The following is a 22,726-nucleotide window of genomic DNA, read 5'->3' as shown; positions in this document are numbered from 1 at the left end:
TTCGATCCCGTGCATCTGCAGAACTTTTACGAAGGCTTCTTCCGTCGTCATCTTCATGTGAATGATCTCCGCGCATATGAGAAACGGCCGGGCACACCGCCCCGCCTTTGAATACGGTTTTGACCCATGCAGATCGCACGCGTTAGGGCCAGAACAAATCACGGGTTAGGTCCAGTACGGGGCTAATAGGCGCGGATTGCTTCGGCAATCAGTCTAATTCCTGGTTCGATTCTGTCCTGCCGGATCGAAGAATATCCCAGGCGATAAAAGTTCTGCGGTTGATCCGGACCCGAGAAGAACGGCGCGCCGGGTTCGATATGGACGCTTTGTTCTTGCAGATTGCGCGCCAACTGGGCCGTGTCGACATGGGCCGGAGCGGACATCCATAGCGATGAGCCGCCCATGATGCCTCGACCAGCTACCGTCAGGCCATGTTGTTCTACGGCTTCGTCCAGTGCTTTGCGCCGTTGCGCCAAGGTCTTGGACATGCGTCTAATCTGCGCGTCGTAGTGACCAAGAGACAGGAAATAGGCCGCCGTGCGCTGGATATGACCAGGCGGGTGGCGCAACACCAGTGAACGTAGCGCCCGTGCCTCACGGATAAAAGGTTCAGAGCCGACCATGTATCCCAGGCGCAGCCCTGGAAAAAGCGACTTTGAAAAGCTGCCCACGTAGACCACGCGACCGTCGCGATCCATCGACTTCAAAGCCGGTGACGGAGCGCCCAGAAAGGCCATTTCGAATTCATAGTCATCCTCGACGATCATCGCGTCTAGGTCACGTGCGCGTTCCAGCAATTTGTGCCGGCGTTCAATAGGCATTGTTCCCGTGGTCGGGCTTTGATGGCTGGGTGTCGTGAAAATGACGTCTGTTGCCTCGGGCAATACCTCGGGCGGCAAGCCGTCCTGGTCAACGGGCATTGGGACAACATTGCAATCCCAATGCTCTAACAGGCTTCGCAGGGAGTAGTAGCATGGGTCTTCGATTACTGCGCTGCGATTGTGGGTAAGCAGAATGCGTGAAGCGATCCATAGCGCGTTTTGTGCGCCCATCGTAATCAGAATCTCTTCGGGGCGAGCGGCGATACCTCGGCGCGGCAAGGTGTGGCGGGCGATAAATTCGACCAGTAAAGGGTCATCCCGATCGACATAATCGGCGGTCAGCGAGTCAAAGTCCTTGTGCCCCAGCGCACGCACTGCACAAAGGCGCCAGTTGGCGTGGTCGAACAAACTGCGGTCTGCTTGCCCATAGATGAATGGATAGCGATAGTCGCGCCAATCGGCAGGTTTCGAAAGCATATCCCCGTCGGAAAATCGGCGCGCCAGTGCTGTGTCCCAATCAACCGTCTCGGTGCCGCGTTGAAGGGGGGTATACTTGGGCGGAACCGGCGCGTTTTGTGAAACGTAGTACCCAGAGCGCCCTTTTGCGGTCAGATAGTCATTGGCAAGCAATTCAGTATACGCCAATGTCACGGTGATCCGGCTGACACCCAGATGCGCGGCCAGTTTGCGGGATGAAGGCAGCTTTTCACCAACATGAAAACGGCCGGACAAAATGCCCTCGGCTATCATCTGCTGGATCTGTGCCTGCAGCGTGCCTTGTCCATTGAGTTCAAGAAAGAATGTTTCAACCGATATCGCCATAGGGCTTTATAGGTTGGACTTATGGCGGGGGCAATCTGGACTTACGGCTTTCTCAAGATTTCGTGACAAAAGGGTTGACCGATAAATTCCATTTACCTAAATAACTAGAAATATAGTTTAGTGGAGTGAACGAAATGTGGGAAACCGCTGCTGCAGGATTTTCGGCGATGGGGTCTGAGGCTCGGCTGAAAGTCTTGAAGACTTTGGTCCGGGCCGGACAGGCCGGGTTGACCGTTGGTGAGATTCAAGAACGCACCGGGATCGCCCCGTCGACTTTGGCGCATCATCTGCGGTTCCTGGCTGCTGGTGGGGTGGTTGAACAAGAGAAAGTCGGGCGCAGCACGATCAACAGGGCGTGTTACGACGAATTGAGGAATCTTGCGCAGTTCATCCTGGCCGAATGTTGCGCGGACGAAATTGGGAAGGCTGCGAACGATGGCTGAGTTGACACAAAACCCCAAGGCGTCTGTCAGGGCGTTTGAATTGCTCAAGACACCATGGGCGCTGATAATCGCGATTCTTGTCGCGGTTGCCATTCTGGACCCCGGCAATTGGGGTGAGGTTGTGACTTTCGCCAGCAAAGCCTTGGTTCATACAGGTCAGTACATCCTGTTTGCTGTGCTGCTTTTGTCTTATTTAAAGGCAACCGGGGCGGAAGTAATGGTCGCGCGCGCATTTGAAGGGCGCGAGACGCGGATGATTTTTTTGGCCGCATTGTTTGGTGGATTGGCTCCGTTCTGTTCCTGCGAGGTCATTCCTTTCATTGCAGGACTGCTGGCCTTGGGTGCGCCTTTGTCCGCCGTAATGGCGTTTTGGTTAAGCTCTCCATTGATCGATCCTCCGACTTTGCTGATCACCGCTGGCGCTTTGGGTTGGCCCTTTGCAATTGGTAAAGCCGTCGCGGCGGTAGCGCTGGGACTGTTCGGAGGGTTTGTCGTGCGCGGTCTGATGCGCTCGGGTGCTTTTGCTGACCCTCTGCGTGAGTACAAACCAGCCGGGTGCTGTGGCTGTGGTCCGAAACAGGACGACAAACCGGTCTGGCGGTTTTGGCAAGAGCCGGAGCGCCGTCAGCGGTTTAAGTCCGAGTTTGTCCAGAACGGGCTATTCCTGTTGAAATGGCTGGCGCTGGCCTATGTGCTTGAGGCATTGCTGGTCAGCTACGTCCCGGCCGATCTGATTGCGCGTGTGGTCGGTGGTGAAGGCATTGTGCCCATTGTGATCGCAGCGCTGGTTGGAATGCCTGCCTATCTGAACTCGTATGTCGCGCCGCCGTTGCTGGCGGGGCTGACTGAACAAGGGATGAGCGCGGGCGCGGCGATGTCGTTCATGATCGCAGGAGCCGTTAGCTCGATCCCGGCAATGGCGGCAGTCTGGTCGTTGGTCAAACCACGGGTTTTTGCGATCTATCTGGGGTTGGGGATCACCGGTGCCATTATCGCCGGAGTCATCTTTCAGGTGATCTAAATGAAAAAGCGCCCAGCGTTTCCACTGGGCGCTTTTGTTTATTGGTTAGCCTCACACAGGTCCGGCATTTTAAAGCGGTATCGTTCTTCTCCACTTTCGACGTAGACCCGTTTTTCAACGCAAGCCGTGGTGCCGACCGTTCGGGCGATATGCTCTTTGGGTTCGTTGATGGAGGTGGCTGAGCCATCGGGCAACTGAACTGAGGCAATAACGCCGTACTTCAGATCACCGTTCACCGGAGTTGCCGATAGAACCGATACGGTCAGGTACGAGTCATGTTCATGTTTACCATCATCGTTGAGCAGCAGCAGTCCTGTTGCAATCGTGATAGTGCCGACGACGGCCACAGCGAGCAATCCCCAGGTTTTCAGAAACGCATAGATCGATACGGCACGATGCGGACCAAAGATCTTGGACAGAATGTTCAGCATGGAGTCCCTGTGAAAAAAGCCCCGGTCCGTTCAGGCCGGGGCTAACTGAGCTTTAAGGGCGCAGATCGTCTTCTTCTTCATCTTCGGCCCCGCCTTTGGGCAAGTTGAAGAAGCTATCAGCGTCGATGATCGGTTCTTCTTCCTTCTCTGCTTCCGGTTCATCAGACAGCGAGAAAGTTTCCAGCCCTTCAATGGCGGTCGGGATTTTCGGCGCGGCATCCATCTCCAGCGACTGCTCTGTCGAGACCAGCTTGCGACGTTCGTCATCGCTCATGACGCCGCCTTCAGCAGCCTTCTTGGCAGCGGCCTTCTGAACGATGGCATCTAATTCAGACTGCTTGCACAAGCCCAGAGCGACCGGGTCGATCGGCTGCATGTTGGTTATGTTCCAGTGCGTACGCTCGCGGATTGACTGGATGGTTGGCTTGGTGGTGCCCACCAGCTTGGCGATCTGGCCGTCGCTGAGTTCCGGGTGGAACTTGACCAGCCACAGGATCGAATTCGGACGGTCCTGTCGTTTTGACAGCGGAGTGTAGCGTGGACCACGGCGTTTTTCCTCGCCCGAGGCGGCGGGGTTGAATTTTAGCTTCAGCTTGTGCAGCGGGTTGTTCTGCGCTGTGTCGATCTCGTCCTGGGTCAGCTGATTGTTGGCGATTGGGTCAAACCCTTTGACACCAGCGGCCACATCACCATCGGCGATACCCTGCACCTCAAGCTCGTGCATGCCCACGAAATCCGCGATCTGCTTGAAGCTGATCGTGGTGTTGTCCACCAGCCATACGGCTGTTGCCTTGGCCATAAGCGGTTTTGCCATCAGCCCGTCTCCTATAAATACATCTGTCCCGTCGCCGGAATTCGGCGGCCCCGTGGTCTTGGGGCAGGTTTCCGTTGTCGGGGAACTTGGGGCCTATATAGTCGCGCTAAGGCAAGAAGGGAAGAGGCGAATGCGCTGGGTTGTTTTGTGGGTGTTTAGTGCTGTAACGGCGCTGGCCGAAGGAGAAAAGGCGGGCGAGTTCGACTACTATGTCCTGTCACTCAGCTGGTCCCCGAACTGGTGCGCGCGCGAAGGTGATGCTCGTGGATCTGACCAATGCGACGCGCGGCATGATCACGGCTGGATTCTGCACGGGCTCTGGCCGCAATACGATCAAGGCTGGCCTGCGTTCTGCCGCACACCCGAGGCGCCGCCGTCGCGCGCGATGACACGTGATATGGCGGATATTCAAGGTTCACCCGGATTGGCGTGGCACCAATGGAAAAAGCACGGAACTTGCACGGGCCTGTCCCCGTCGGACTACTTCGCGTTGTCTCGGCAGGCCTACGCGCAGGTTGAGCACCCGCAAGTGTTCCGCAAGCTGGATGCGACGGTCAAACTGCCCGCCTCGGTCGTTGAAGAGGCGTTTCTGAAAGCCAATCCCGCGCTGGAACGGGACATGATCACCGTCACTTGTAAGCAGGGTTACATCGAAGAGGTTCGTCTATGCCTGTCTCGCGATCTTAAGCCGGTTCCATGTGGACGTGATGTGATCCGGGATTGCACGGCCAAGGACGCGCTTTTCGATCCGATTCGTTAGAGTTTCCGGTTCTGGCATTCACGGGCGTATTCCAACGCTTTCGCTGTGCCATTGAGGTCGATTGCCATCACCACGTCCCCCGCCGGGTTGTAAACGGTCAAAGTCTTGTTCTGCGCAATGGCGTTAACGAAACTCCGGTCGGTGAAGAACACTGTAGCCCCCGGTACGTCGCGCTGATTGAACCCAATGGCCGTGGCATTAAAACTTTTGCCGTCCAACTCGAACCGGATCGGATAGCTTTCGCCCTGTTTAATGTCGCCCCACGCCTTGTTGTAGACAGCGAAATACCCGCGGTCGTCCAGCGCGTCATAGCCAATGCGCACCACCGAGAGGTCCTGGTACACCGTCTGGATCAGGCACCCGTTGCCAAGCGCAGGGTCCATCATGATGTTCCAGCCGTCGACAAAGCCCTTGTCGATGAGTTCCTGCGAAAATGCGGCAGTGGCTGTAAAGGCAGCAAGCGTAAGGGCAAAAAGGCGTTTCATAACTGTTTCCAACATCAAATGGATAAGGCCACAGTCATAGTACACGTCGCGTAGAGGAGGCAAAGGCTATTCTCGGCTGACGCCGCCGCGATTCACGACCTTTGTGTATGGCAGAACGCGGCTATGCTTCGCCGGGCAGTTGCTTGAAACTCGTCTGTGGCACAATAGTATTTCGCCTCATAGAACAAAGAGCGAGCCATGCCGCAACATCCAAGAACATTCTCTCACATCGGATTGTCCGTCCCAAACGTTGACGAGGCTGTAAAGTTCTATTCCGAAGTCCTTGGGTTTTACGTGATTATGTCGCCAACGGACGTAGTAGAGGATGATACGGATATCGGTGTCATGTGCACTGATGTGTTTGGCGCGGAATGGAAAAAACTGCGTATTGCGCATCTCGCGACCGCTGATCGCATTGGGTTCGAACTATTTGAGTTTCACGGAAATTATGTACCGGAAAACAATATCGACTTTCGCCAGAATGGTACGTTCCATTTTTGCGTCCAGGACCCAGATGTCGAAGGCCTGGTAGAAAAAATCGTGGCAGCGGGTGGCAAACAACGGATGCCAATCCGATACTACTATCCCGGAGAAAAACCCTACCGTATGGTCTACGTCGAAGACCCCTTTGGCATTGTCTTCGAGATTTATAGCCATTCTTATGAATTGACCTATTCGTCGGGTGCCTACACCTGACAAACGGGTTAGGTCCTTTTGAGCATTCGGAAAAAGTAAAACTGTCTGCGCGTCTTCCGATTATGGGGTTCAGAGCTCTTTCCGCGCCCTGAGCGCAGCCGTAATCGTCCCGTCATCCAGGTAATCCAGCTCTCCGCCAATCGGAACGCCCTGCGCCAGTGATGTCAGGCGCACCTGACCCTCTAACTGGTCCGCGATATAATGAGCAGTGGTTTGGCCATCGACCGTGGCGTTCAGGGCGAGGATGATCTCGGTGACCCCTTCGGCCACGACACGATCCTTCAGGCGGGGAATGCGCAACTCGTCCGGGCCGACGCCGTCCAGCGCGGATAAGGTGCCGCCCAGAACGTGATAACGGCCTTTGAACACGCCCGCGCGCTCCATTGCCCAAAGGTCGGCGACATCCTCGACCACGCACAGCTCTCCGGTCGCGCGGTCCTCGCTGTTGCAGATGTCACAGATATCGGTGGTGCCGACATTGCCGCAATTCAGGCATTCGCGGGCTGTTACGGCCACTTGCTGCATTGCATCGGACAAGGGCGTAAGCAGCAGGGCGCGTTTACGGATCAGGTGCAGCACCGCGCGGCGGGCCGAGCGCGGACCAAGGCCCGGTAGCTTGGCCATCAAGTCGATCAGATTGTCGATGTCGCTGTTCGAACTCACCGCATATGCTCCTGCAAAAGGGCCGGGCAATTGGGCCCGGCCTTGGGATCGTCAGGAGTGTCTATCAGAACGGCAGCTTGATGTCTGCGGGTAGGCCCATGCTTTCAGTGAGTTTTGCCATCTCGGCCTGAGAGCGTTCAGCGGCTTTGGTCTGGGCATCTTTGATAGCGGCCAGGATCAGATCCTCGACCACTTCTTTGTCATCGCCATTGAAGATCGACGGATCAATGTCCAGCCCCTTAAGCTCACCCTTTGCAGTGGCCGTGGCCTTAACCAAACCCGCACCGGATTCGCCGACCACCATGATGGTGTTCAACTCTTCCTGCATGTCGGTCATCTTGGTCTGCAAATCCTGCGCGGATTTCATCATCTTGGCCATGTCGCCCAGGCCACCTAGTCCTTTGAGCATTGCTCTTCTCCTGTCATGCGGTTTGTTTTTTAAATACGGGGGCTATCTCTGCGGTACAAGGGGCAGAGATGTTCCAGCCTGTCGCCAAAGGCACTAGGGCGTTTCGGTATTCGTGGATGGTTCGTGACAAGCGTGGAAGTGTTCTTTTTTGCGCATGGACCAACGTTACTCTTCTTCGAACGGGTCCCATTCATCCTCAACCTCGGGCAAGGCTTCGGTTTCAACTTTTGCGGCGCGTTGTTCCGGTGTTTCTATGTGTTTGATCCGCGCCTTTGGGAATTGAGCCAAAACGGCCTGCACCAGCGGATGAGTGCGGGCTTCGGCCTTCAATGCCTCCTCAACCGCGTTTTCCTTTTCATAAATCGTCTCACCGCCGCCAGCGTTGACAACTGTCACCGCCCAACGATTGCCCGTCCAGCGCTGCAAGACCGAACCCAGACGTTGGGCAAGCTGCGGCGAAGCGCGCTCGGTTGGTTGAAATTCGATACGTCCGGGTTGGTAGGCCACCAACCGGAATGAGCGTTTGACTTCGTCAAGCAGGACACCATCGCGGTTAACCCGGATCAGTTCGACCACGTGATCGAAAGTTGGATAGCGCGCCAACGCGGTTTGCGGGTCCTGCGCCAAAGCGGCACTGGGTGCACCCGCAGCACCACCTGCGGGCGCCGCGTAGGATGATGCCATTGGTGCCTGTGCTTGCACCGTGGTCTGTGAGGGTGCGGGTACTCCGCCACCTGGTCCGCCATTCGGGGGCGGAGGCGGCGTGTCCTGCAGACGCTTGATAAGCTCTTCCGGGGTGGGCAGGTCGGCCACATGGGTCAGGCGTATCACTGCCATCTCGGCGGCCATCATGGCGTTTGGCGCAGCGGACACTTCTTCAAGCGCTTTCAACAGCATCTGCCACATCCGTGTCAGAACGCGCATCGGTAGCGCCTCGGCCATCTGCTGGCCACGTGCGCGTTCGTCCGGTGAAACAGTTGGGTCTTCTGCCGCGTCGGGCGTGATTTTGACAACTGAAACCCAGTGGGTGATCTCAGCGAGATCGCGCAAGACAGCCAATGGGTCGGCACCTTCGGCATATTGCCCACCCAACTCGGTCAACGCACCCGCTGCGTCTCCGCGCAGGATCATGTCCATCAGGTCCAGAACTCGACCGCGATCCGCAAGGCCCAGCATCGCGCGCACCTGATCCGCGCTGGTTTCCCCAGCCCCGTGTGAGATTGCTTGGTCCAACAGCGAGGTCGCATCCCGAGCCGATCCTTCCGCTGCACGGGTGATCAATGCTAGCGCGTCATCCGCGATCTGAGCATTTTCGGCCGCAGCGATCTTATTAAGCAGGCCGATCATGTCTTCGGGCTCGATCCGCCTCAGATCGAACCGCTGGCAGCGGGAAAGCACAGTCACAGGCACTTTGCGGATTTCTGTCGTCGCAAAGATGAACTTCACATGCTCTGGCGGTTCCTCGAGCGTTTTGAGCAGCGCGTTGAAGGCGCTGGTCGAGAGCATGTGAACTTCATCGATGATATAGATCTTGTAGCGCGCGCTTGCAGCGCGATAGCGAACGCTGTCGATGATCTCGCGGATATCATTGACGCCGGTCCGACTGGCGGCGTCCATTTCCATCACGTCGACATGGCGGCCTTCCATGATCGCGACGCAATGCTCGCACTGACCACAAGGTTCAGTGGTTGGACCGCCCTTGCCGTCAAGGCCAATGCAGTTCATCCCCTTGGCAATGATCCTAGCAGTGGTTGTTTTGCCCGTGCCGCGGATGCCCGTCATTATAAAAGCCTGCGCGATACGGTCCGCCTCGAACGCGTTTTTCAGCGTGCGCACCATAGCATCCTGACCGACGAGGTCGGCAAAGGTTTCAGGGCGGTATTTGCGGGCAAGAACCTGATAGGCGGGGCTGGGCGTGTCGTTCATGTCTGCTCTGTCGGATTCGGTTCAAGAATGCAGCGTAGAGACCCCTGCGCCCCACGTCCACAGCCGCCGAGGGCGAATTTTGGTTTGCAAGTCAAAATGCCGGTTTTAATACCTGCGGAGGAGGCCCAATTTTGAGTCAGTTCGCAATAAATTCTGTACAGGTCGGGAATGGCATTGTCGCGTTGTCGCCATTGCCAGGCGGCAGTGGAAAATATGATGGCGATATGGATGCACTTCGCAAATGGCAGCCGGATTTGGTAATTTCGCTGACCACCGATCTTGAGATGTTGCAAGTTGGTGCAAGTAATCTTGGGAGCGACCTTCGTACTGAAGGGATCGAGTGGGTGCATTTGCCGATTGAAGATTTCAGCGCTCCGTCCCCTGCGATTAACGCGGCTTGGACCGAGGTCAGCGCAACAGCAGCGGACATTCTGGCTCGCGGTGGCCGGGTGCTGGCGCATTGTCGTGGTGGCTGCGGCCGGTCGGGGATGATCGTCCTTCGCCTCATGGTCGAACACGGCGAACATCCCACCGCAGCGCTACAACGCCTTCGTGCGGTGCGGCCCTGTGCTGTAGAAACCACCGGTCAGTTAGACTGGGCCGCGCGCCCTCAGCAACCCAGCTAGAGAGCCACCCGCCGATCGACGTCCTTTGCTTGCCGTGGTGCGAGTGTTGAAACCTCAAGCATGGCGCAGGGTGGGTTGGCCAAAGTACCAGCGGGGCGCATAACTAAGTCGAGGCCGAAAAGCATGTCCGCATAATCGTCGAGCGTTTCTATCGAAGTATCGTCGTTGGTGCCGCAAAAGACCCGAATTTGATCCTTTTGCGCCCGGAACCGTGCGGTGCAACCCTGCGCGCAATAGCCCAACTCACTGCTGCCGTCGAATTCGAATTCTGGAGTGGTTGCAGGAACAGCGGTCTCTACGGCCTGTACGACTGCACGGGCCATTTGGGCCAGAGCCGGGCAAGTCTTGCCGGTCTTCTGACACACAGTTGCTGTGAATTGGTGTGTCTTTGTCTTCCAGATCATATTGCGCCCTCCGCGCATTGGTCGGGGGACGTGGAACAGGCGTCACAGCGTGCTGACAACCTGCCCGGACACCCCGCCCGAGTTTCGGTTTTAGTTCGATGGCAGGTCTCCTGACTTGCGGGTCGTCGCTTTGCCGACCTTCCCAGCCTTGCGGCCAGTGGTGTTTCGGCATTGCTCACCGCTTACAGTTGCGGGGGCAGTCGCGGCCTTGGTCCGTTCCGGTTTTCCGGGCAGAACCGCACCGTGTTCCCTTTTCATCCCGCCCCTAGGATCGGGGTCGAGAACCATCACGTAATCGCTAGCGGGTTCAACAGGTCTGAGTCAAGCAGCCAATTCGAGCGGGAAGTGGACGTGCGGTCAACTTGAAACAGGATTGACTTGCGGCGGCAAACCATGCGGATTGATAGGTGAACTAAACAGTTCAGATCGAGGGCAAGATGCTGGATTCTGCGCAGGCCGTATTAACCGAGGATTTTCTCTTTCCTTCCGGTACGACGCAGTTGTCGGCCCGATTGTATATGCCGGTGGTCGATGTTGGGACCGCCGTGGTGATCCACGGCGCGACTGGTGTGCCGCGAGAATACTATCAGCATTTCGCCCGCTGGCTGGCTGCCGAGCATCGCATGGCCTGCCTGACCTACGATTATCGAGATGTGGGCCATTCTCTGAGCGGATCTTTGAGGGCGTCGCGGGCCACAATGGCGGATTGGGCCCTGATCGACATGCCCGCGGCCCGAACGGAAATGAGGCGACGCTTTCCCAACGCCCAGCAGTGGAGCATAGGCCATTCAGTCGGAGGTATGCTCGGGCCGATCCAGCCTGATATTGAGCAGATTGACCGGATGATTTGTGTTTGTTCGGGCCCAGCGACGGTGTTAGAGCACCCTTGGCCATACCGAGCAGCGGCTTTGTTTTTTTGGTACGGTCACGCGCCTCTGGCCGCAAAGGCATTGGGCTATTTGCCGGGTAAGGCTTTGGGGTTTGGGGCGGATTTACCCGCCAGCGTCTATTGGCAATGGCGCAGCTGGTGCATTACGCCGCGCAACTATTTTCCCGAAATCGGCGTTACGCTGCCCGAAGCACGGTGGGCGCAGTCGGGGACACCGGTCGATCTTTTCGCTTTCGCGGACGACAGCGTTGTGCCGCCGAAAGTGGTTTGGAGGCTGGCTGACCTGTATGGGCCTAAAGCGCGACGCCACCTTCTATCACCTTCTGAGTTTGGTCTGTCCGAGATTGGGCACATCGGTGCGTTTGCCCGCCGCAGCGCAGCCGTCTGGCAACGGTTGATCGACTGAATAAGGTCGCACGTTGGCGCATATCATTTCGGGAAATAAGTGAGAGGTTGGACATCGACCCAAGCGGGGCTCGTTGTGGCTGCTTCCTTCCGGACCTGACCAGGTTGGCGAGGCGCTCGCCCGCGCCAACCTCTCAATGGCCGATATAGGCAATGACCGACGGAAAGACAACCCGTCAGAACGACAAGCGGATCATCAGAAAGCCGTCTTCATCGTTGCCGATTACATGCGGGTTGTGTTCTGCCAATTCTTCCAGTTTTGACTGGGCTTTGGGTCCAGTACGCAGCAACGCCTTAGCGCCGGGTTGCGATGTCAGATGAAAAGAGCGAGGTACTTGCTCCAATGGGTCTGGTCGAAGGTCTCGGGACAAGTAATCCTGCAAAATATGTTGAATCGGTAACACGGGCAGAGCGATGGGTTCCGCCTGTTCGACAAACGGAAAGTGACCGCCGCCATTAGCGCGGTAATTGTTGGTGGAAACCACAAAGCGCTGATCGAGGGTCAGGGGACGGCCGTCGAATCTGATATTCTGAACGCGTCGGTGTGCCGGGTCGGTCAGACGTCCATTGGCATCAAAACGGTGAGGTTGCGACAGGTCGATCTGATAAGTAAGTCCTATCAAGACGTCAAAGTTATGCCCCGCTCGGTCAGACGCGACCAGTTCCGACTGTTGTCCGGGCAAAATCTGATTGTAAACCCCGGCGGACATTTCCAGCCAATCGATGATCTGTTCAGTAGTTACTGCGACCGCCCGTAATTCGTTAGGGAATACATAAAGGTCGTTGACGTGACGCAGGCACAACTGACCAGAAGGAACATCAGTGTAATGTTTCGGACCAGCGCGGCCTCCGAACTTTGACGGTGCGACTGCTGACAGCAAAGGCAGTTCCGCGAGGCTTGCTTCCTGTAAATAGGGACGTAGGGCCGCCACTTGGGCGGCTGCAATCAAAACAAGACCCGGGTCAGTGACGCAAAAGCTGAAATAGCTGTGGAAAGAGTGATCACTGTAGCCAACCGGTTGCGCGGTGCGTTGGCGCGTTTCCGTGTGCGCCGTAGAAAAAAGTCGCTTTAGACCACGATCTTCGGCGATTGGTGACGGCGTTTTGTTCGGCATTGCAGGGCAGACCGATCGCAATTCGCTTTTGTGGTCCTGAACGCTCGATCCCCCGTTGTTCCCGCGGTGCAAAACTAGGTCAATTACCCCTAGATGCGATCCGGCCGCGCCTGGCATCACGACGGGTTTCCCGTGCACTCGGCCCAAAGCTGCGTCGACGTGTTCCAATCCACTGTGCGACGAACCTGGCAGTGTAAGGTGCGAATGGCCCGCGATCAAAGCGTCGATGCCGTCGATGGCCGCAAGAGGGATGATCGCGTTTTCCAGATCAGGTGCTGGGTCAACGGGTCCAAGGCCGGTGTGGGCTAAAGCCAAGATCAAGTCGCATTTCTTTGCCGACAATTCCCGCACCTTTTGCTGGGCGCATGCCAGGATATCGTCCACGACGACCATGTCCTGAAACCGATGCGCTTCCCATTTTGCGGTTTGAGGCGGCAGTACAGAGAATACTCCAATCTTCAGCGAAACTTCTTCGTCTTCGACGATTATTGTCCGGGTCAGAACAGCTTGGTCACGCCACGTAGACCTCACATCCCGACGATGTGCATTGCTGCAAATCACCGGGCAGTTTGCGTCCGCGATCACGCGATCCAGAACATTCAGGCCAAAACTGAAATCATGATTCCCCAATCCGATTGCGTCGTAGCCGAGATCGTTGAACGCGCGCATGAGGATGTGCGGTGCATTTGCCAATTCAACCGCCCATTCTCCAACCGGCGTCCCTTGCAGTGAATCTCCGTTGTCAAACAACAAAACGATAGCGCCATCTGTTTCAGCTTCGTGTCGAGCTGTGCGGATTAGGGTGGCCGTGCGACTAAGGCCAACTGCGGGATCGGGCTTATCAGAATAGTAGTCGAAGCCCTGCAAATTCATATGGAGATCGGACGTCGCTAGAATCCGGATTTTCAATGATAAGCGCGATGCGGGGGGAAGATGAGGCAAATTTCTACTTTTGGCAGTTATGTGTTAAGCACTTTCTCCAAAAAGCATAGTCATTGCAACTTGTAACGCGAACCTGCGCGCATTTGACGGGCTAAGGTTTCTACGCGTTGTGAATTGCCATTGCACTGTCACGGTAGCCGTGGCAGCCCTGTGCCGACGTTCCAGAGGATTTTCGATGAAACACGCAGAACTTGTGACGTTTGGCAGCTCCGGCCTAGATCGCGCAGCGCATATTCGGATCGATGCCGAGAAGTTAACACAAGTGCGTGCTCATCCGAAGGCATCCTGCCTTCTGTTATGGCGCGGAAAACCCCTGGTTCAGGGCGAAGGGCTGGACCGGTTGGGGCTTATTCCTATGTCTCACGATCTGGTTGAGAATGGACCGGGCGGAAGCATCGAAGAACCCGTCTTTTTGGGTATCTCAGATGAGGTGCCGGTCTTTGCTCTGGATATCTCGGATTGGTCACCCGACGAGATGGATATGTCGCAGGTCGGGGGTTTCGTCGACGCATCGGAACAACAGCATCCTGACCTGCCTCTGGGCCATGTCTTTGCCGAGCTGCGCCGGATCATGACCCACTTGTCCGCACGGGACGCGGAACTGGCTGCGGCGGCTAAGGCCGTCATCGGTTGGCACGAAACCCATCGGTTCTGCGCGCGCTGTGGCGCGGCCAGCGAGGTCTCGCAGGCAGGGTGGCAACGCCGTTGTCCCGAATGCGGAAGCCGGCATTTTCCGCGCACAGACCCAGTGGTTATCATGTTGATCACACACGGGGATTCAGTGCTGATGGGGCGGTCTCCGGGCTGGCCAGAGGGGATGTATTCGCTGCTGGCGGGCTTCGTTGAACCCGGCGAAACGCTGGAGGCTGCCGTCAGACGTGAGGTGCTGGAAGAGGCTGGGGTACCGGTTGGCGCGGTTAGTTATTTGTCAAGCCAGCCTTGGCCCTTTCCGGCGTCGCTTATGTTTGGCTGCGCGGGTGAGGCGCTTTCTCGCGAAATTACCATCGATCCGGTTGAAATCGAGGATGCGATGTGGGTCAGCAAACCCGAGATGATGCAAGCCTTTTCCGGCGAACACCCCAAATTGTTGCCTGCTCGAAAAGGCGCCATTGCACATTTTCTGCTGAAAAACTGGCTTGCGGATACTTTGGACTGACAATCTACTGACGTTATTAGGGAAGAAAAACACGAGCCGCCATGCAGTTTACAGCGCGCGAAGATATCGAAGCCCCTATCAATGCGGTGTTCGAAATGGTTGCCGACTTTGAGCGTTTCGAGCGAATGGCGATGCGGCGCGGGGTTGAGGTGCGGCGGCTGTCGGGACACATGGGGGTCGTACCGGGAACGCAATGGGAAACCGAGTTCAAATTGCGTGGTAAACCCCGCCATGTCGCAATACAGATGGCCGAGTGTACGCCGCCGTCGCATATGCGATTTGAAGCGTCTAGCAAAGGCATGAACGGAATGACGACGGTAGAGTTTCTGGCGTTGTCGCAGCGCCGCACCCGTCTGAGCATCGAGATGTCGCTGGCCGCCAAATCCCTACCTGCCCGCCTTTTGCTGCAATCGCTTCGGCTGGGTCAGGCCAGATTCCGACGTCAGTTTCAGGTACGCCTCAGCGAGTTTGCCCGCGAGATAGAAGCGCGTCATCTTCATGGCGGGCGATAGAAGCGCAACACCCTAAGATATGTGGCTTCATTCAGGCCGATCATTGAAAGCCGTCAACCGCGCGGCTCGGCGGCGGGGTAGACGCCCAGTACTTCGACGTTTGTGGTAAAGTGCTCCAGCTCTTCCATCGCAAGTTGCACGTTGCGGTCGTTGGGGTGACCGACGATATCAGCGTAAAACTGGGTTGCGGTAAAAGAGCCGTCGACCATGTAGCTTTCAAGCTTGGTCATGTTTATGCCATTGGTCGCAAAGCCCCCGAGCGCTTTGTATAGAGCGGCAGGAATGTTGCGAACCTGAAATACAAAGCTTGTAATCATGCCATGCGGTCCGCGCCGGGACAGGTCTGCCTGCCGCGACATGACCAGAAAACGGGTCGTGTTGTTGTCCTGATCTTCGATATGACGTGCCAGCACGTTCAGGCCATAGATCTCCCCAGCCAGTTCGCTCGCCAGCGCCGCCGAATGCAGGTCGCCCTGTTCCGAGACTTCGCGCGCAGCGCGGGCATTGTCGGGGCTGACGCGACCTCGGATGTTGTGCTCTTTAAGAAAACCGGCGCATTGCGGCAACAGAACGAGGTGGGAATGCGCCTCGGTTATGTCCGTCAATGCCGCGCCCGGAACCGCGAGTAGATTTATGTGCACGCGCACAAAGGCTTCATCGATGATGTGCAGTCCACTATGGGGCAATAGGCGGTGGATGTCGGCGACCCGGCCGTAGGTGGTGTTCTCGACAGGCAGCATCGCCAAATCAGCCTCGCCTGAACGAACCGATTCGATCACGTCCTCAAATGTACGGCAGGGCAGGGCCTCCATATCGGGTCGGGCATTGCGGCAAGCCTCATGACTATAGGCGCCGGGTTCTCCCTGAAATGCGATGCGATTGGTCATTTGGTCGATTCCGTGCAACAAGTTCGTGAATTGGGCGTTTAGTCGCGGTGTCTATACCTTGCCTCTTGCAAGGGGAAGCCTTAGACACCCCGCAGACAGCTGAAATGGACACGCGATCAATGTTCGACACGATGACAGTTACCAAGGCCGCAGCAGGCCTGTTTGGCACCTTCCTGGTGCTGCTTCTGGCCAAATGGGGCGCTGAAGTGCTTTACCATGCGGATGGCCATGGCGAGACGGCCTCATATATTATCGAAACCGAAAGCGCGGGTGAAAGCGCTGACGGCGAAGAGGTGGTCTTCGAGGACATGCTGGCCGCTGCTGATCCTGAAAAAGGCGCCAGAGTGTTCCGTAAGTGTACCGCTTGCCACAAGCTGGAAGACGGCGCAAATGGCACCGGTCCTTACCTCTATGCGATTGTGGACCGCCCTGTGGCGAGCGCCAAGGGTTTCACCGGCTATTCGGCTGCAATGCAGGCACACGGCGGCAACTGGACCCCCGAAGCACTGGACGCGTTCCTCGAGCGCCCAAGCGCCTATATCTCGGGCACCTCCATGAGCTTTGCTGGCCTGAGAAAGCCTGAAGAGCGCGCCGATCTGATTGCTTATCTGCAGACCATCGGCAACTGATCCTGTGATCAATTGGACAAATTCAAAGCCGCTGCCCAATGCAGCGGCTTTATTTTTTTGCCTAACAACATCTTCACAAAGCGTTCACGCATTCTAAACTTGAACCTGACAGTGCTGGTCATTTAGCTGGCGCGTATAATATCAAAAGCACAGGCGAAGCAGGGGATGAGCAATATGAGATCCAACAGAGTTTCCGTTAAGGCGCGCGTATTGGATCTAAAAAGCTGTATGAATGCTTTGACGATAGGGGTGTTTATTCTGCTTTTGGCGTCGACCCAGCTGTTTGCAGAAGAAAAGATCATCAAAAGTCACGGTTTCTCGGAATTTGGTGATCTAAAGTACCCCGAAGGATTTGCTCATTTTGACTATGTGAATCCGGATGCGCCGCGGGGCGGAGAGCTGTCCTATGCAGCTCAGGGTACGTTTGACAGCTTCAATCCCTTTACGCGACAGGGTCGTGCCGGCGCTCGTTCCGCAGATCAGTACGAATCTCTGTTGGTTCCGTCCTATGACGAGCCTGCATCATACTACGGTCTTCTTGCAGAAAGTCTGGAGTACCCGGAGAGTCAGGATTGGGTGATCTTCAACATGCGTCCTGAGGCGCGGTTTTCCGATGGGACACCCGTCACCGCCGAGGATGTTGTTTTTTCTCATAACCTGCTTTTGGATCAGGGGCTTAAGTCTTATGCAGACGCCGTGCGCAAGCGTATCCCTCGTGCCGAAGCGCTGGATGAGCACCGGGTTAAATTCTATTTCGCACCTGATATCCCGCGACGGGCACTGATTTCGCAAGTCGGTGGTACACCTGTGTTTTCCAAAGCGTGGTTTGAAGCCGATCCGGAAAATCGTCGCTTGGACAAATCCCGGTTGGTTCCAGGTATCGGGTCAGCTCCGTATTTGTTGGACAGCTACGACATCAACCGGCGCATCGTTTACAAGCGTAACCCCGACTATTGGGGGGACGACATAAACGTAAACATCGGTCGCAATAACTACGACACCATCCGTATTGAATATTTCAGCGATTCCATCGCGGCGATGGAGGGCTTCAAAGCGGGAACTTTTACACTACGGCAGGAAAACAATTCGAAAAGCTGGGCCACGGCGTATGACTTTCCAGCGATCGATAACGGTAGTGTCATTCGAGCCGAGCTTGCGGATGGCGACGTGCCGACAGCTTCGGGATTCATCATGAATCTTGACCGACCACAGTTTCAAGACCCTCGCGTTCGGGAAGCTGTGCAACTTGGGTACAACTTCGAATGGACCAACGAGAGCCTGCAATATGGGCTGTTTCAGCAACGCAGTTCGTTCTGGGAAGGCACGCATCTTGAGGCCACTGGCCTGCCCGAAGGGCGTGAGTTGGAGGTTTTGGAGGCGCTTGGCGACGCAGTGGACCCGGCTGTACTTACCGAAGAACCGGTAAGCGCGCACGAATCCCGCCCGGCTCGTCAGAATGACCGCCGCAATCTACGCGCGGCCATGAAGCTTTTGGATGACGCCGGTTGGCTGGTAGGTGATGATGGTATCCGCCGCAACGCAAACGGAGAGGTCCTTTCTATCGAGTTCCTGTCGGATCAACCGACTTTAGACCGTATTATTCAACCTTTCGTCGACAACCTGCGTGCTATGGGGATTGATGCAAAGTACAACCGTGTCGACAATGCACAGTTCACACTGCGCCGTCGGGATCGGGATTTTGACATGATCGTTGGTGGCTACCCGACCTCGTTGCAACCTTCGACCGGCCTTTACCAACAGTTCGGGACCGAGGCGGCCTCTTATTCCGTGTTCAATCCATCAGGAGCACATGGCCCAGACATCGAACCACTGATCGATAACATCGTGGCGGCAACAGAAAGCGATGAGCTATACGCCAATGTTCGCGCACTGGATCGCGTCTTACGAGCCAAGCGGATCATGGTGCCCACGTGGTATCTGGGCAAATACTGGGTCGCCTATTGGGATATGTATGAATACCCGGAAAACCTGCCCCCGTACGCCTTGGGCGTGGAGGACCTGTGGTGGATCAACGCCGAGAAAGAAGCCGAGTTGAAATCGTCCGGTGCGTTGAGGTAAGCCGCCCTCATGGGAGCATATATTCTAAGACGTCTTTTGTTGATCATCCCGACTTTGCTTGGGATCATGATCATCAACTTCACGCTGGTTCAGTTCGTTCCGGGTGGCCCTATTGAACAGATCATCGCGCAGATGGAAGGCGGTGGAGATGTTTTCGAAGGCATCGCCGGCGGTGGCAGCGATATCGAACAGCAAACTGGCGGCGTAAATGATCGTTACATCGGTGCGCGCGGTCTGCCGCCTGAGTTCATCGCGGAATTGGAAAAGGAATTTGGCTTCGACAAACCCCCGGTCGAACGGTTCCTGGACATGATGGGTAACTACCTAACACTGGACTTTGGCGAGAGTTATTTTCGGTCAATCAGTGTGATTGATCTGGTACTTGAAAAGATGCCGGTTTCGATCTCACTGGGTCTTTGGTCGACATTGATTGCCTATCTGGTGTCCATCCCGTTGGGGATTCGCAAGGCCGTAAAGGATGGGTCCAGGTTCGATACATGGACAAGTGGCGCGATCATCGTCGCCTATGCCATTCCCGGTTTCCTGTTTGCGATCCTGTTGTTGGTTTTGTTTGCAGGTGGCTCCTACTGGCAGATTTTCCCGTTGCGAGGGTTGACCTCGGATAATTGGGATAGCCTCAGTTTGTTCGGCAAGATTGCGGATTATTTCTGGCATATCACCTTGCCGATCATTGCCCTGACGATTTCAGCCTTTGCAACACTGACCCTGCTGACCAAGAACTCGTTTTTGGATGAGATCAAAAAGCAATATGTCATGACCGCCCGCGCCAAGGGCCTGAGCGAACGCAAAGTGCTTTATGGTCATGTTTTCCGAAATGCGATGCTGATCGTGATTGCTGGTTTTCCTGCGGTGTTCATCGGCGTTTTCTTCGGGGGGTCAATCATTATCGAGACGATCTTCTCGCTGGACGGTTTGGGCCGTCTGGGGTTCGAGGCCGCCGTGGCCCGTGACTATCCGGTGATCTTTGGAACCTTGTTCATCTTTGGTCTGATGGGGCTGGTCGTCGGTATTATCAGTGACCTGATGTATGTGCTTGTTGACCCGCGCATCGATTTCGAGAAGCGGGAGGGGTAAATGGCACTGTCCCCACTCAACCAGCGCCGCTGGCGCAACTTTCGCCGCAATAGCCGGGCATTCTGGTCGCTTATTATCTTTTCGGTGCTCTTCGGTCTGTCACTGTTTGCCGAGTTTATAGCCAATGACAAACCGATCCTCGTGAAATACCGGGGTGAGCTCTATACGCCGATCTTCAATTTCTATGCCGAGACTCAGTTCGGCGGCGACTTTCAGACTGAAGCAATCTATCGCGACCCTGAGGTGCAGTGCCTGATCGACAGCGGTGGCCTCGAAGAGTGTTTCGACGACCCCGAAGGCATAATTGACGAAATCAAGGCAGGTACCTTCGAGGCCGAAGGATACGAAAAAGGCTGGGCGATCTGGCCGTTGATCCCGTATTCCTTCAATACCAGCGTGGATCGACCTGGTGCTGCTCCGCTGCCACCCAACGGGCAGAACCTGCTTGGCACTGATGACACCAAGCGCGACGTGCTTGCGCGGGTGATCTACGGTTTCCGATTGTCGATACTGTTCACTTTGATGGTGACCGGCGTGGCCAGCTTAATCGGCATCTTCGCGGGTGCCATTCAAGGTTTTTTTGGCGGTTGGCTCGATCTTGTATTCCAGCGGATCATCGAGATCTGGTCGGCCACTCCTTCGCTCTACGTCATCATCATCATGTTTGCCATTTTGGGGCGAAGTTTCTGGCTACTGGTGGCGCTTATGATCCTGTTCAGTTGGACCGGATTGGTAAGCGTCGTGCGGGCTGAGTTCTTGCGTGCGCGCAATCTGGAATACGTCCGCGCCGCCCGGGCGTTGGGTGTAGGCAACATGACGATCATGTTCCGACACATGTTGCCAAACGCGATGGTGGCGACGCTAACCTTCATGCCTTTCATCGTAACCGGCACGATTGGCGGTCTGGCCTCACTGGATTTCCTTGGCTTCGGTCTGCCATCCTCGGCCCCGTCGCTGGGCGAGCTGACCTTGCAGGCAAAACAGAACCTACAGGCCCCGTGGCTGGCCTTCACCGCCTTCTTCACTTTTGCCATTATGTTATCGCTGCTGGTCTTCATCTTCGAAGGCGTCCGCGATGCGTTTGATCCCAGAAAGACCTTCTCATGAGCCTTTTGGATGTGAAAAACCTCAAGGTATCGTTCAAGCAGGATGGGCAGATCAGCGCGGCGGTCAAAGGGGTTTCCTTTACCGTCGACCGGGGCGAGACGGTTGCTTTGGTAGGCGAATCCGGGTCGGGTAAGTCGGTCACTGCTTTGTCTACAGTGTCGCTGTTGGGCGATAGCGCGATTGTCGAAGGGTCCGTGCGATATGACGGGCATGAGATGATCGGGGCCTCGGAAGACAGGCTGATGGATGTGCGCGGCAATGACATCAGCTTTATCTTTCAAGAGCCGATGACCTCCCTTAACCCGCTGCATACGATCCAGAAGCAGATGGCGGAATCGCTGGCCCTGCACCAAGGTTTGACAGGGGACGCAGCACGCGAACGCATCGTGGAATTGCTGACCAAGGTGGGTATTCGTGACCCGCGTGAACGGCTGGACAGCTATCCGCACCAACTGTCAGGTGGCCAGCGGCAGCGGGTCATGATCGCCATGGCGCTGGCCAACAAGCCGGACATCCTGATTGCGGATGAGCCGACTACCGCCTTGGACGTGACGATCCAGGCGCAGATTCTGGAACTGCTGGCCGAGTTGCAAAAATCCGAGAACATGGGAATGCTGTTCATCACTCACGATCTGGGTATCGTGCGTCGGATTGCGGACCGTGTTTGCGTTATGAAGGATGGCGAAATTGTCGAGACTGGTTCAACGGTTGAGATTTTTGACAATCCACAACACCCTTATACGCAGAAACTATTGGGGGCAGAACCTTCGGGTCAGCCAGACCCCGTTGCATCCGACGCCGAGGAAGTCGCGCGAACCGATCATCTGAAGGTTTGGTTCCCGATTCAGCGCGGTTTTCTCAAGCGGACCGTTGGCTATGTCAAAGCAGTGAATGACGCGACCCTTAGTGTGCGTGCGGGTGAAACGTTAGGCATTGTTGGTGAAAGCGGATCGGGAAAGACGACGCTTGCCTTGGCGATCATGCGTTTGATCGCATCCGAAGGCGGCATCACCTTCCGAGACAAAGACGTTCGTCGCTGGTCAACGCGTGAATTGCGGCGACTGCGCAAGGATATGCAGATCGTGTTTCAGGACCCGTTCGGTAGCCTCAGCCCGCGCATGACATGCCAACAGATCATTGCTGAGGGGTTGGCGATCCATAAGGTTGACCCCCACCGAGCCCCACGGGAGCTGGTGGCCGAGGTGATGACCGAAGTTGGCCTGGACCCGGCCGCAATGGATCGCTATCCACACGAATTCTCGGGCGGGCAGCGTCAACGCATTGCGATTGCCCGCGCCATGGTGCTGCGGCCCAAACTTCTGGTGCTGGACGAGCCAACCAGTGCACTGGATATGACGGTGCAGGTGCAAATCGTTGATCTATTGCGCGACCTGCAACGGAAGTACGGGCTGGCCTATCTATTCATCAGCCACGACCTGAAAGTTGTGCGTGCGATGTCGCACAAGGTGATCGTCATGCGAAATGGCGACGTTATTGAAATGGGCTCGGCCGAGGACTTGTTCGAAAACGCTCAGACCGATTACACCCGCGAGCTGATCGCGGCTGCGGGATAGGGCGGGCTATAACCC

23 protein-coding genes, 1 other RNA gene and 1 riboswitch are annotated in these 22,726 nt (G+C 56.1%); of the genes, 13 read left to right on the top strand and 11 right to left on the bottom strand.

Annotated elements, in window-relative coordinates; all coding sequences use genetic code 11:
• Positions 1–182 precede the first annotated feature (182 nt).
• Positions 183–1,643 (bottom strand): MocR-like pyridoxine biosynthesis transcription factor PdxR, encoded by a 1,461-nt coding sequence (gene pdxR, locus ACR0L3_RS19765; protein ID WP_480747491.1) that lies wholly within the window; start codon positions 1,641–1,643, stop codon positions 183–185.
• 134 nt (positions 1,644–1,777) lie between these two features.
• On the opposite strand from pdxR, the gene ACR0L3_RS19760 reads away from it, so the two are divergent.
• Both ACR0L3_RS19760 and ACR0L3_RS19755 read left to right on the top strand, forming a co-directional pair.
• Positions 1,778–2,086 (top strand): ArsR/SmtB family transcription factor, encoded by a 309-nt coding sequence (locus ACR0L3_RS19760; RefSeq protein WP_480747490.1) that lies wholly within the window; start codon positions 1,778–1,780, stop codon positions 2,084–2,086.
• Complete coding sequence (locus ACR0L3_RS19755; RefSeq protein ID WP_480747489.1) at positions 2,079–3,107, top strand: permease; 1,029 nt, start codon at positions 2,079–2,081, stop codon at positions 3,105–3,107. Before ACR0L3_RS19760 ends, ACR0L3_RS19755 begins: the two co-directional genes overlap by 8 nt.
• Before the next feature lie 38 nt (positions 3,108–3,145).
• Here the strand turns inward: ACR0L3_RS19755 and ACR0L3_RS19750 are convergent, their stop codons facing one another.
• Entirely contained in the window at positions 3,146–3,538 is a 393-nt protein-coding gene (locus tag ACR0L3_RS19750; protein ID WP_480747488.1) for a hypothetical protein, read from the bottom strand.
• Positions 3,539–3,590: 52 nt separating this feature from the next.
• Positions 3,591–4,352 (bottom strand): DUF1013 domain-containing protein, encoded by a 762-nt coding sequence (locus ACR0L3_RS19745; RefSeq protein WP_480747487.1) that lies wholly within the window; start codon positions 4,350–4,352, stop codon positions 3,591–3,593.
• A 130-nt stretch (positions 4,353–4,482) separates the two neighbouring features.
• Between ACR0L3_RS19745 and ACR0L3_RS19740 the strand changes: the two genes are divergently transcribed.
• Complete coding sequence (locus ACR0L3_RS19740; protein ID WP_480747486.1) at positions 4,483–5,112, top strand: ribonuclease T2 family protein; 630 nt, start codon at positions 4,483–4,485, stop codon at positions 5,110–5,112.
• Here ACR0L3_RS19740 and ACR0L3_RS19735 read toward each other — a convergent pair.
• On the bottom strand, positions 5,109–5,597 hold the full coding sequence (locus tag ACR0L3_RS19735; protein WP_480747485.1) for a hypothetical protein: 489 nt from the start codon (positions 5,595–5,597) through the stop codon (positions 5,109–5,111). The two genes, ACR0L3_RS19740 and ACR0L3_RS19735, sit on opposite strands and share 4 nt — an antisense overlap.
• Positions 5,598–5,795: 198 nt before the next feature.
• Here ACR0L3_RS19735 and ACR0L3_RS19730 point away from each other — a divergent pair, with 198 nt between their 5' ends.
• Positions 5,796–6,293, top strand: a complete 498-nt coding sequence (locus tag ACR0L3_RS19730; protein ID WP_480747484.1) for a lactoylglutathione lyase family protein — start codon at positions 5,796–5,798, stop codon at positions 6,291–6,293.
• 69 nt (positions 6,294–6,362) lie between these two features.
• On the opposite strand, the gene recR is transcribed toward ACR0L3_RS19730, so the two are convergent.
• From recR to ACR0L3_RS19715, 3 genes are all read right to left on the bottom strand, one after another.
• The gene (recR, locus tag ACR0L3_RS19725; protein WP_480747483.1) at positions 6,363–6,956 is read right to left on the bottom strand and encodes a recombination mediator RecR; all 594 of its coding nucleotides are present in this window, start codon (positions 6,954–6,956) and stop codon (positions 6,363–6,365) included.
• A gap of 64 nt (positions 6,957–7,020) precedes the next feature.
• The gene (locus ACR0L3_RS19720; protein ID WP_039529126.1) at positions 7,021–7,365 is read right to left on the bottom strand and encodes a YbaB/EbfC family nucleoid-associated protein; all 345 of its coding nucleotides are present in this window, start codon (positions 7,363–7,365) and stop codon (positions 7,021–7,023) included.
• A 165-nt stretch (positions 7,366–7,530) separates the two neighbouring features.
• A complete protein-coding gene (locus ACR0L3_RS19715) occupies positions 7,531–9,291 on the bottom strand; it encodes a DNA polymerase III subunit gamma/tau (RefSeq protein WP_480747482.1) in 1,761 nt (586 codons plus the stop codon).
• A gap of 131 nt (positions 9,292–9,422) precedes the next feature.
• Between ACR0L3_RS19715 and ACR0L3_RS19710 the strand changes: the two genes are divergently transcribed.
• Positions 9,423–9,917, top strand: a complete 495-nt coding sequence (locus ACR0L3_RS19710; protein WP_480747481.1) for a protein-tyrosine phosphatase family protein — start codon at positions 9,423–9,425, stop codon at positions 9,915–9,917.
• Here the strand turns inward: ACR0L3_RS19710 and ACR0L3_RS19705 are convergent.
• Positions 9,914–10,321, bottom strand: coding sequence for a hypothetical protein (locus ACR0L3_RS19705; RefSeq protein WP_480747479.1), 408 nt, complete (start codon positions 10,319–10,321; stop codon positions 9,914–9,916). The genes ACR0L3_RS19710 and ACR0L3_RS19705 overlap by 4 nt on opposite strands.
• Positions 10,322–10,404: 83 nt before the next feature.
• Positions 10,405–10,625: riboswitch (cobalamin riboswitch) on the bottom strand.
• Positions 10,626–10,758: 133 nt separating this feature from the next.
• On the opposite strand from ACR0L3_RS19705, the gene ACR0L3_RS19700 reads away from it, so the two are divergent.
• Positions 10,759–11,616, top strand: coding sequence for an alpha/beta hydrolase family protein (locus ACR0L3_RS19700; RefSeq protein WP_480747478.1), 858 nt, complete (start codon positions 10,759–10,761; stop codon positions 11,614–11,616).
• A 37-nt stretch (positions 11,617–11,653) separates the two neighbouring features.
• Here the strand turns inward: ACR0L3_RS19700 and ffs are convergent.
• Both ffs and ACR0L3_RS19690 read right to left on the bottom strand, forming a co-directional pair.
• Positions 11,654–11,752: signal recognition particle sRNA small type (gene ffs / locus ACR0L3_RS19695), an RNA gene on the bottom strand.
• 39 nt (positions 11,753–11,791) lie between these two features.
• The gene (locus tag ACR0L3_RS19690) at positions 11,792–13,639 is read right to left on the bottom strand and encodes a 5'-nucleotidase C-terminal domain-containing protein (protein WP_480747477.1); all 1,848 of its coding nucleotides are present in this window, start codon (positions 13,637–13,639) and stop codon (positions 11,792–11,794) included.
• A gap of 208 nt (positions 13,640–13,847) precedes the next feature.
• Here ACR0L3_RS19690 and nudC point away from each other — a divergent pair, with 208 nt between their 5' ends.
• Positions 13,848–14,828, top strand: coding sequence for an NAD(+) diphosphatase (nudC, locus tag ACR0L3_RS19685; RefSeq protein WP_480747476.1), 981 nt, complete (start codon positions 13,848–13,850; stop codon positions 14,826–14,828).
• 41 nt (positions 14,829–14,869) lie between these two features.
• On the top strand, positions 14,870–15,340 hold the full coding sequence (locus tag ACR0L3_RS19680; RefSeq protein ID WP_480747475.1) for an SRPBCC family protein: 471 nt from the start codon (positions 14,870–14,872) through the stop codon (positions 15,338–15,340).
• A 53-nt stretch (positions 15,341–15,393) separates the two neighbouring features.
• On the opposite strand, the gene ACR0L3_RS19675 is transcribed toward ACR0L3_RS19680, so the two are convergent.
• Positions 15,394–16,227, bottom strand: a complete 834-nt coding sequence (locus tag ACR0L3_RS19675) for a prephenate dehydratase (protein WP_480747474.1) — start codon at positions 16,225–16,227, stop codon at positions 15,394–15,396.
• A 119-nt stretch (positions 16,228–16,346) separates the two neighbouring features.
• Between ACR0L3_RS19675 and ACR0L3_RS19670 the strand changes: the two genes are divergently transcribed.
• From ACR0L3_RS19670 to ACR0L3_RS19650, 5 genes are all read left to right on the top strand, one after another.
• On the top strand, positions 16,347–16,856 hold the full coding sequence (locus ACR0L3_RS19670) for a c-type cytochrome (RefSeq protein WP_480747493.1): 510 nt from the start codon (positions 16,347–16,349) through the stop codon (positions 16,854–16,856).
• A gap of 228 nt (positions 16,857–17,084) precedes the next feature.
• The gene (locus tag ACR0L3_RS19665) at positions 17,085–18,935 is read left to right on the top strand and encodes an extracellular solute-binding protein (RefSeq protein WP_480747492.1); all 1,851 of its coding nucleotides are present in this window, start codon (positions 17,085–17,087) and stop codon (positions 18,933–18,935) included.
• A 9-nt stretch (positions 18,936–18,944) separates the two neighbouring features.
• Positions 18,945–20,030, top strand: coding sequence for a microcin C ABC transporter permease YejB (locus tag ACR0L3_RS19660; protein ID WP_480747473.1), 1,086 nt, complete (start codon positions 18,945–18,947; stop codon positions 20,028–20,030).
• Positions 20,031–21,137, top strand: a complete 1,107-nt coding sequence (locus tag ACR0L3_RS19655; protein WP_480747472.1) for an ABC transporter permease — start codon at positions 20,031–20,033, stop codon at positions 21,135–21,137.
• On the top strand, positions 21,134–22,711 hold the full coding sequence (locus tag ACR0L3_RS19650) for an ABC transporter ATP-binding protein (protein ID WP_480747471.1): 1,578 nt from the start codon (positions 21,134–21,136) through the stop codon (positions 22,709–22,711). The genes ACR0L3_RS19655 and ACR0L3_RS19650 overlap by 4 nt, the downstream gene beginning before the upstream one ends.
• Positions 22,712–22,726: the final 15 nt, after the last annotated feature.

Source organism: Ruegeria sp. CK1 (assembly GCF_056536545.1).
The sequence above is the reverse complement of the archived record's forward strand: the minus strand, read 5'-3'. Positions and strand labels throughout refer to the sequence as shown.

Excerpts from the sequence above, each read along its gene's own strand:
- pdxR (WP_480747491.1), bottom strand. The coding sequence starts at position 1,643 with ATGGCGATATCGGTTGAAACATTCTTTCTTGAACTCAATGGACAAGGC.
- ACR0L3_RS19760 (WP_480747490.1), top strand. The coding sequence starts at position 1,778 with ATGTGGGAAACCGCTGCTGCAGGATTTTCGGCGATGGGGTCTGAGGCT.
- nudC (WP_480747476.1), top strand. The coding sequence starts at position 13,848 with ATGAAACACGCAGAACTTGTGACGTTTGGCAGCTCCGGCCTAGATCGC.
- ACR0L3_RS19720 (WP_039529126.1), bottom strand. The coding sequence starts at position 7,365 with ATGCTCAAAGGACTAGGTGGCCTGGGCGACATGGCCAAGATGATGAAA.
- ACR0L3_RS19730 (WP_480747484.1), top strand. The coding sequence starts at position 5,796 with ATGCCGCAACATCCAAGAACATTCTCTCACATCGGATTGTCCGTCCCA.
- ACR0L3_RS19700 (WP_480747478.1), top strand. The coding sequence starts at position 10,759 with ATGCTGGATTCTGCGCAGGCCGTATTAACCGAGGATTTTCTCTTTCCT.
- ACR0L3_RS19675 (WP_480747474.1), bottom strand. The coding sequence starts at position 16,227 with ATGACCAATCGCATCGCATTTCAGGGAGAACCCGGCGCCTATAGTCAT.
- ACR0L3_RS19755 (WP_480747489.1), top strand. The coding sequence starts at position 2,079 with ATGGCTGAGTTGACACAAAACCCCAAGGCGTCTGTCAGGGCGTTTGAA.
- ACR0L3_RS19650 (WP_480747471.1), top strand. The coding sequence starts at position 21,134 with ATGAGCCTTTTGGATGTGAAAAACCTCAAGGTATCGTTCAAGCAGGAT.
- ACR0L3_RS19750 (WP_480747488.1), bottom strand. The coding sequence starts at position 3,538 with ATGCTGAACATTCTGTCCAAGATCTTTGGTCCGCATCGTGCCGTATCG.
- ACR0L3_RS19735 (WP_480747485.1), bottom strand. The coding sequence starts at position 5,597 with ATGAAACGCCTTTTTGCCCTTACGCTTGCTGCCTTTACAGCCACTGCC.
- ACR0L3_RS19680 (WP_480747475.1), top strand. The coding sequence starts at position 14,870 with ATGCAGTTTACAGCGCGCGAAGATATCGAAGCCCCTATCAATGCGGTG.
- ACR0L3_RS19740 (WP_480747486.1), top strand. The coding sequence starts at position 4,483 with ATGCGCTGGGTTGTTTTGTGGGTGTTTAGTGCTGTAACGGCGCTGGCC.
- ACR0L3_RS19745 (WP_480747487.1), bottom strand. The coding sequence starts at position 4,352 with ATGGCAAAACCGCTTATGGCCAAGGCAACAGCCGTATGGCTGGTGGAC.
- ACR0L3_RS19665 (WP_480747492.1), top strand. The coding sequence starts at position 17,085 with ATGAATGCTTTGACGATAGGGGTGTTTATTCTGCTTTTGGCGTCGACC.
- ACR0L3_RS19705 (WP_480747479.1), bottom strand. The coding sequence starts at position 10,321 with ATGATCTGGAAGACAAAGACACACCAATTCACAGCAACTGTGTGTCAG.
- ACR0L3_RS19715 (WP_480747482.1), bottom strand. The coding sequence starts at position 9,291 with ATGAACGACACGCCCAGCCCCGCCTATCAGGTTCTTGCCCGCAAATAC.
- ACR0L3_RS19655 (WP_480747472.1), top strand. The coding sequence starts at position 20,031 with ATGGCACTGTCCCCACTCAACCAGCGCCGCTGGCGCAACTTTCGCCGC.
- ACR0L3_RS19660 (WP_480747473.1), top strand. The coding sequence starts at position 18,945 with ATGGGAGCATATATTCTAAGACGTCTTTTGTTGATCATCCCGACTTTG.
- ACR0L3_RS19670 (WP_480747493.1), top strand. The coding sequence starts at position 16,347 with ATGTTCGACACGATGACAGTTACCAAGGCCGCAGCAGGCCTGTTTGGC.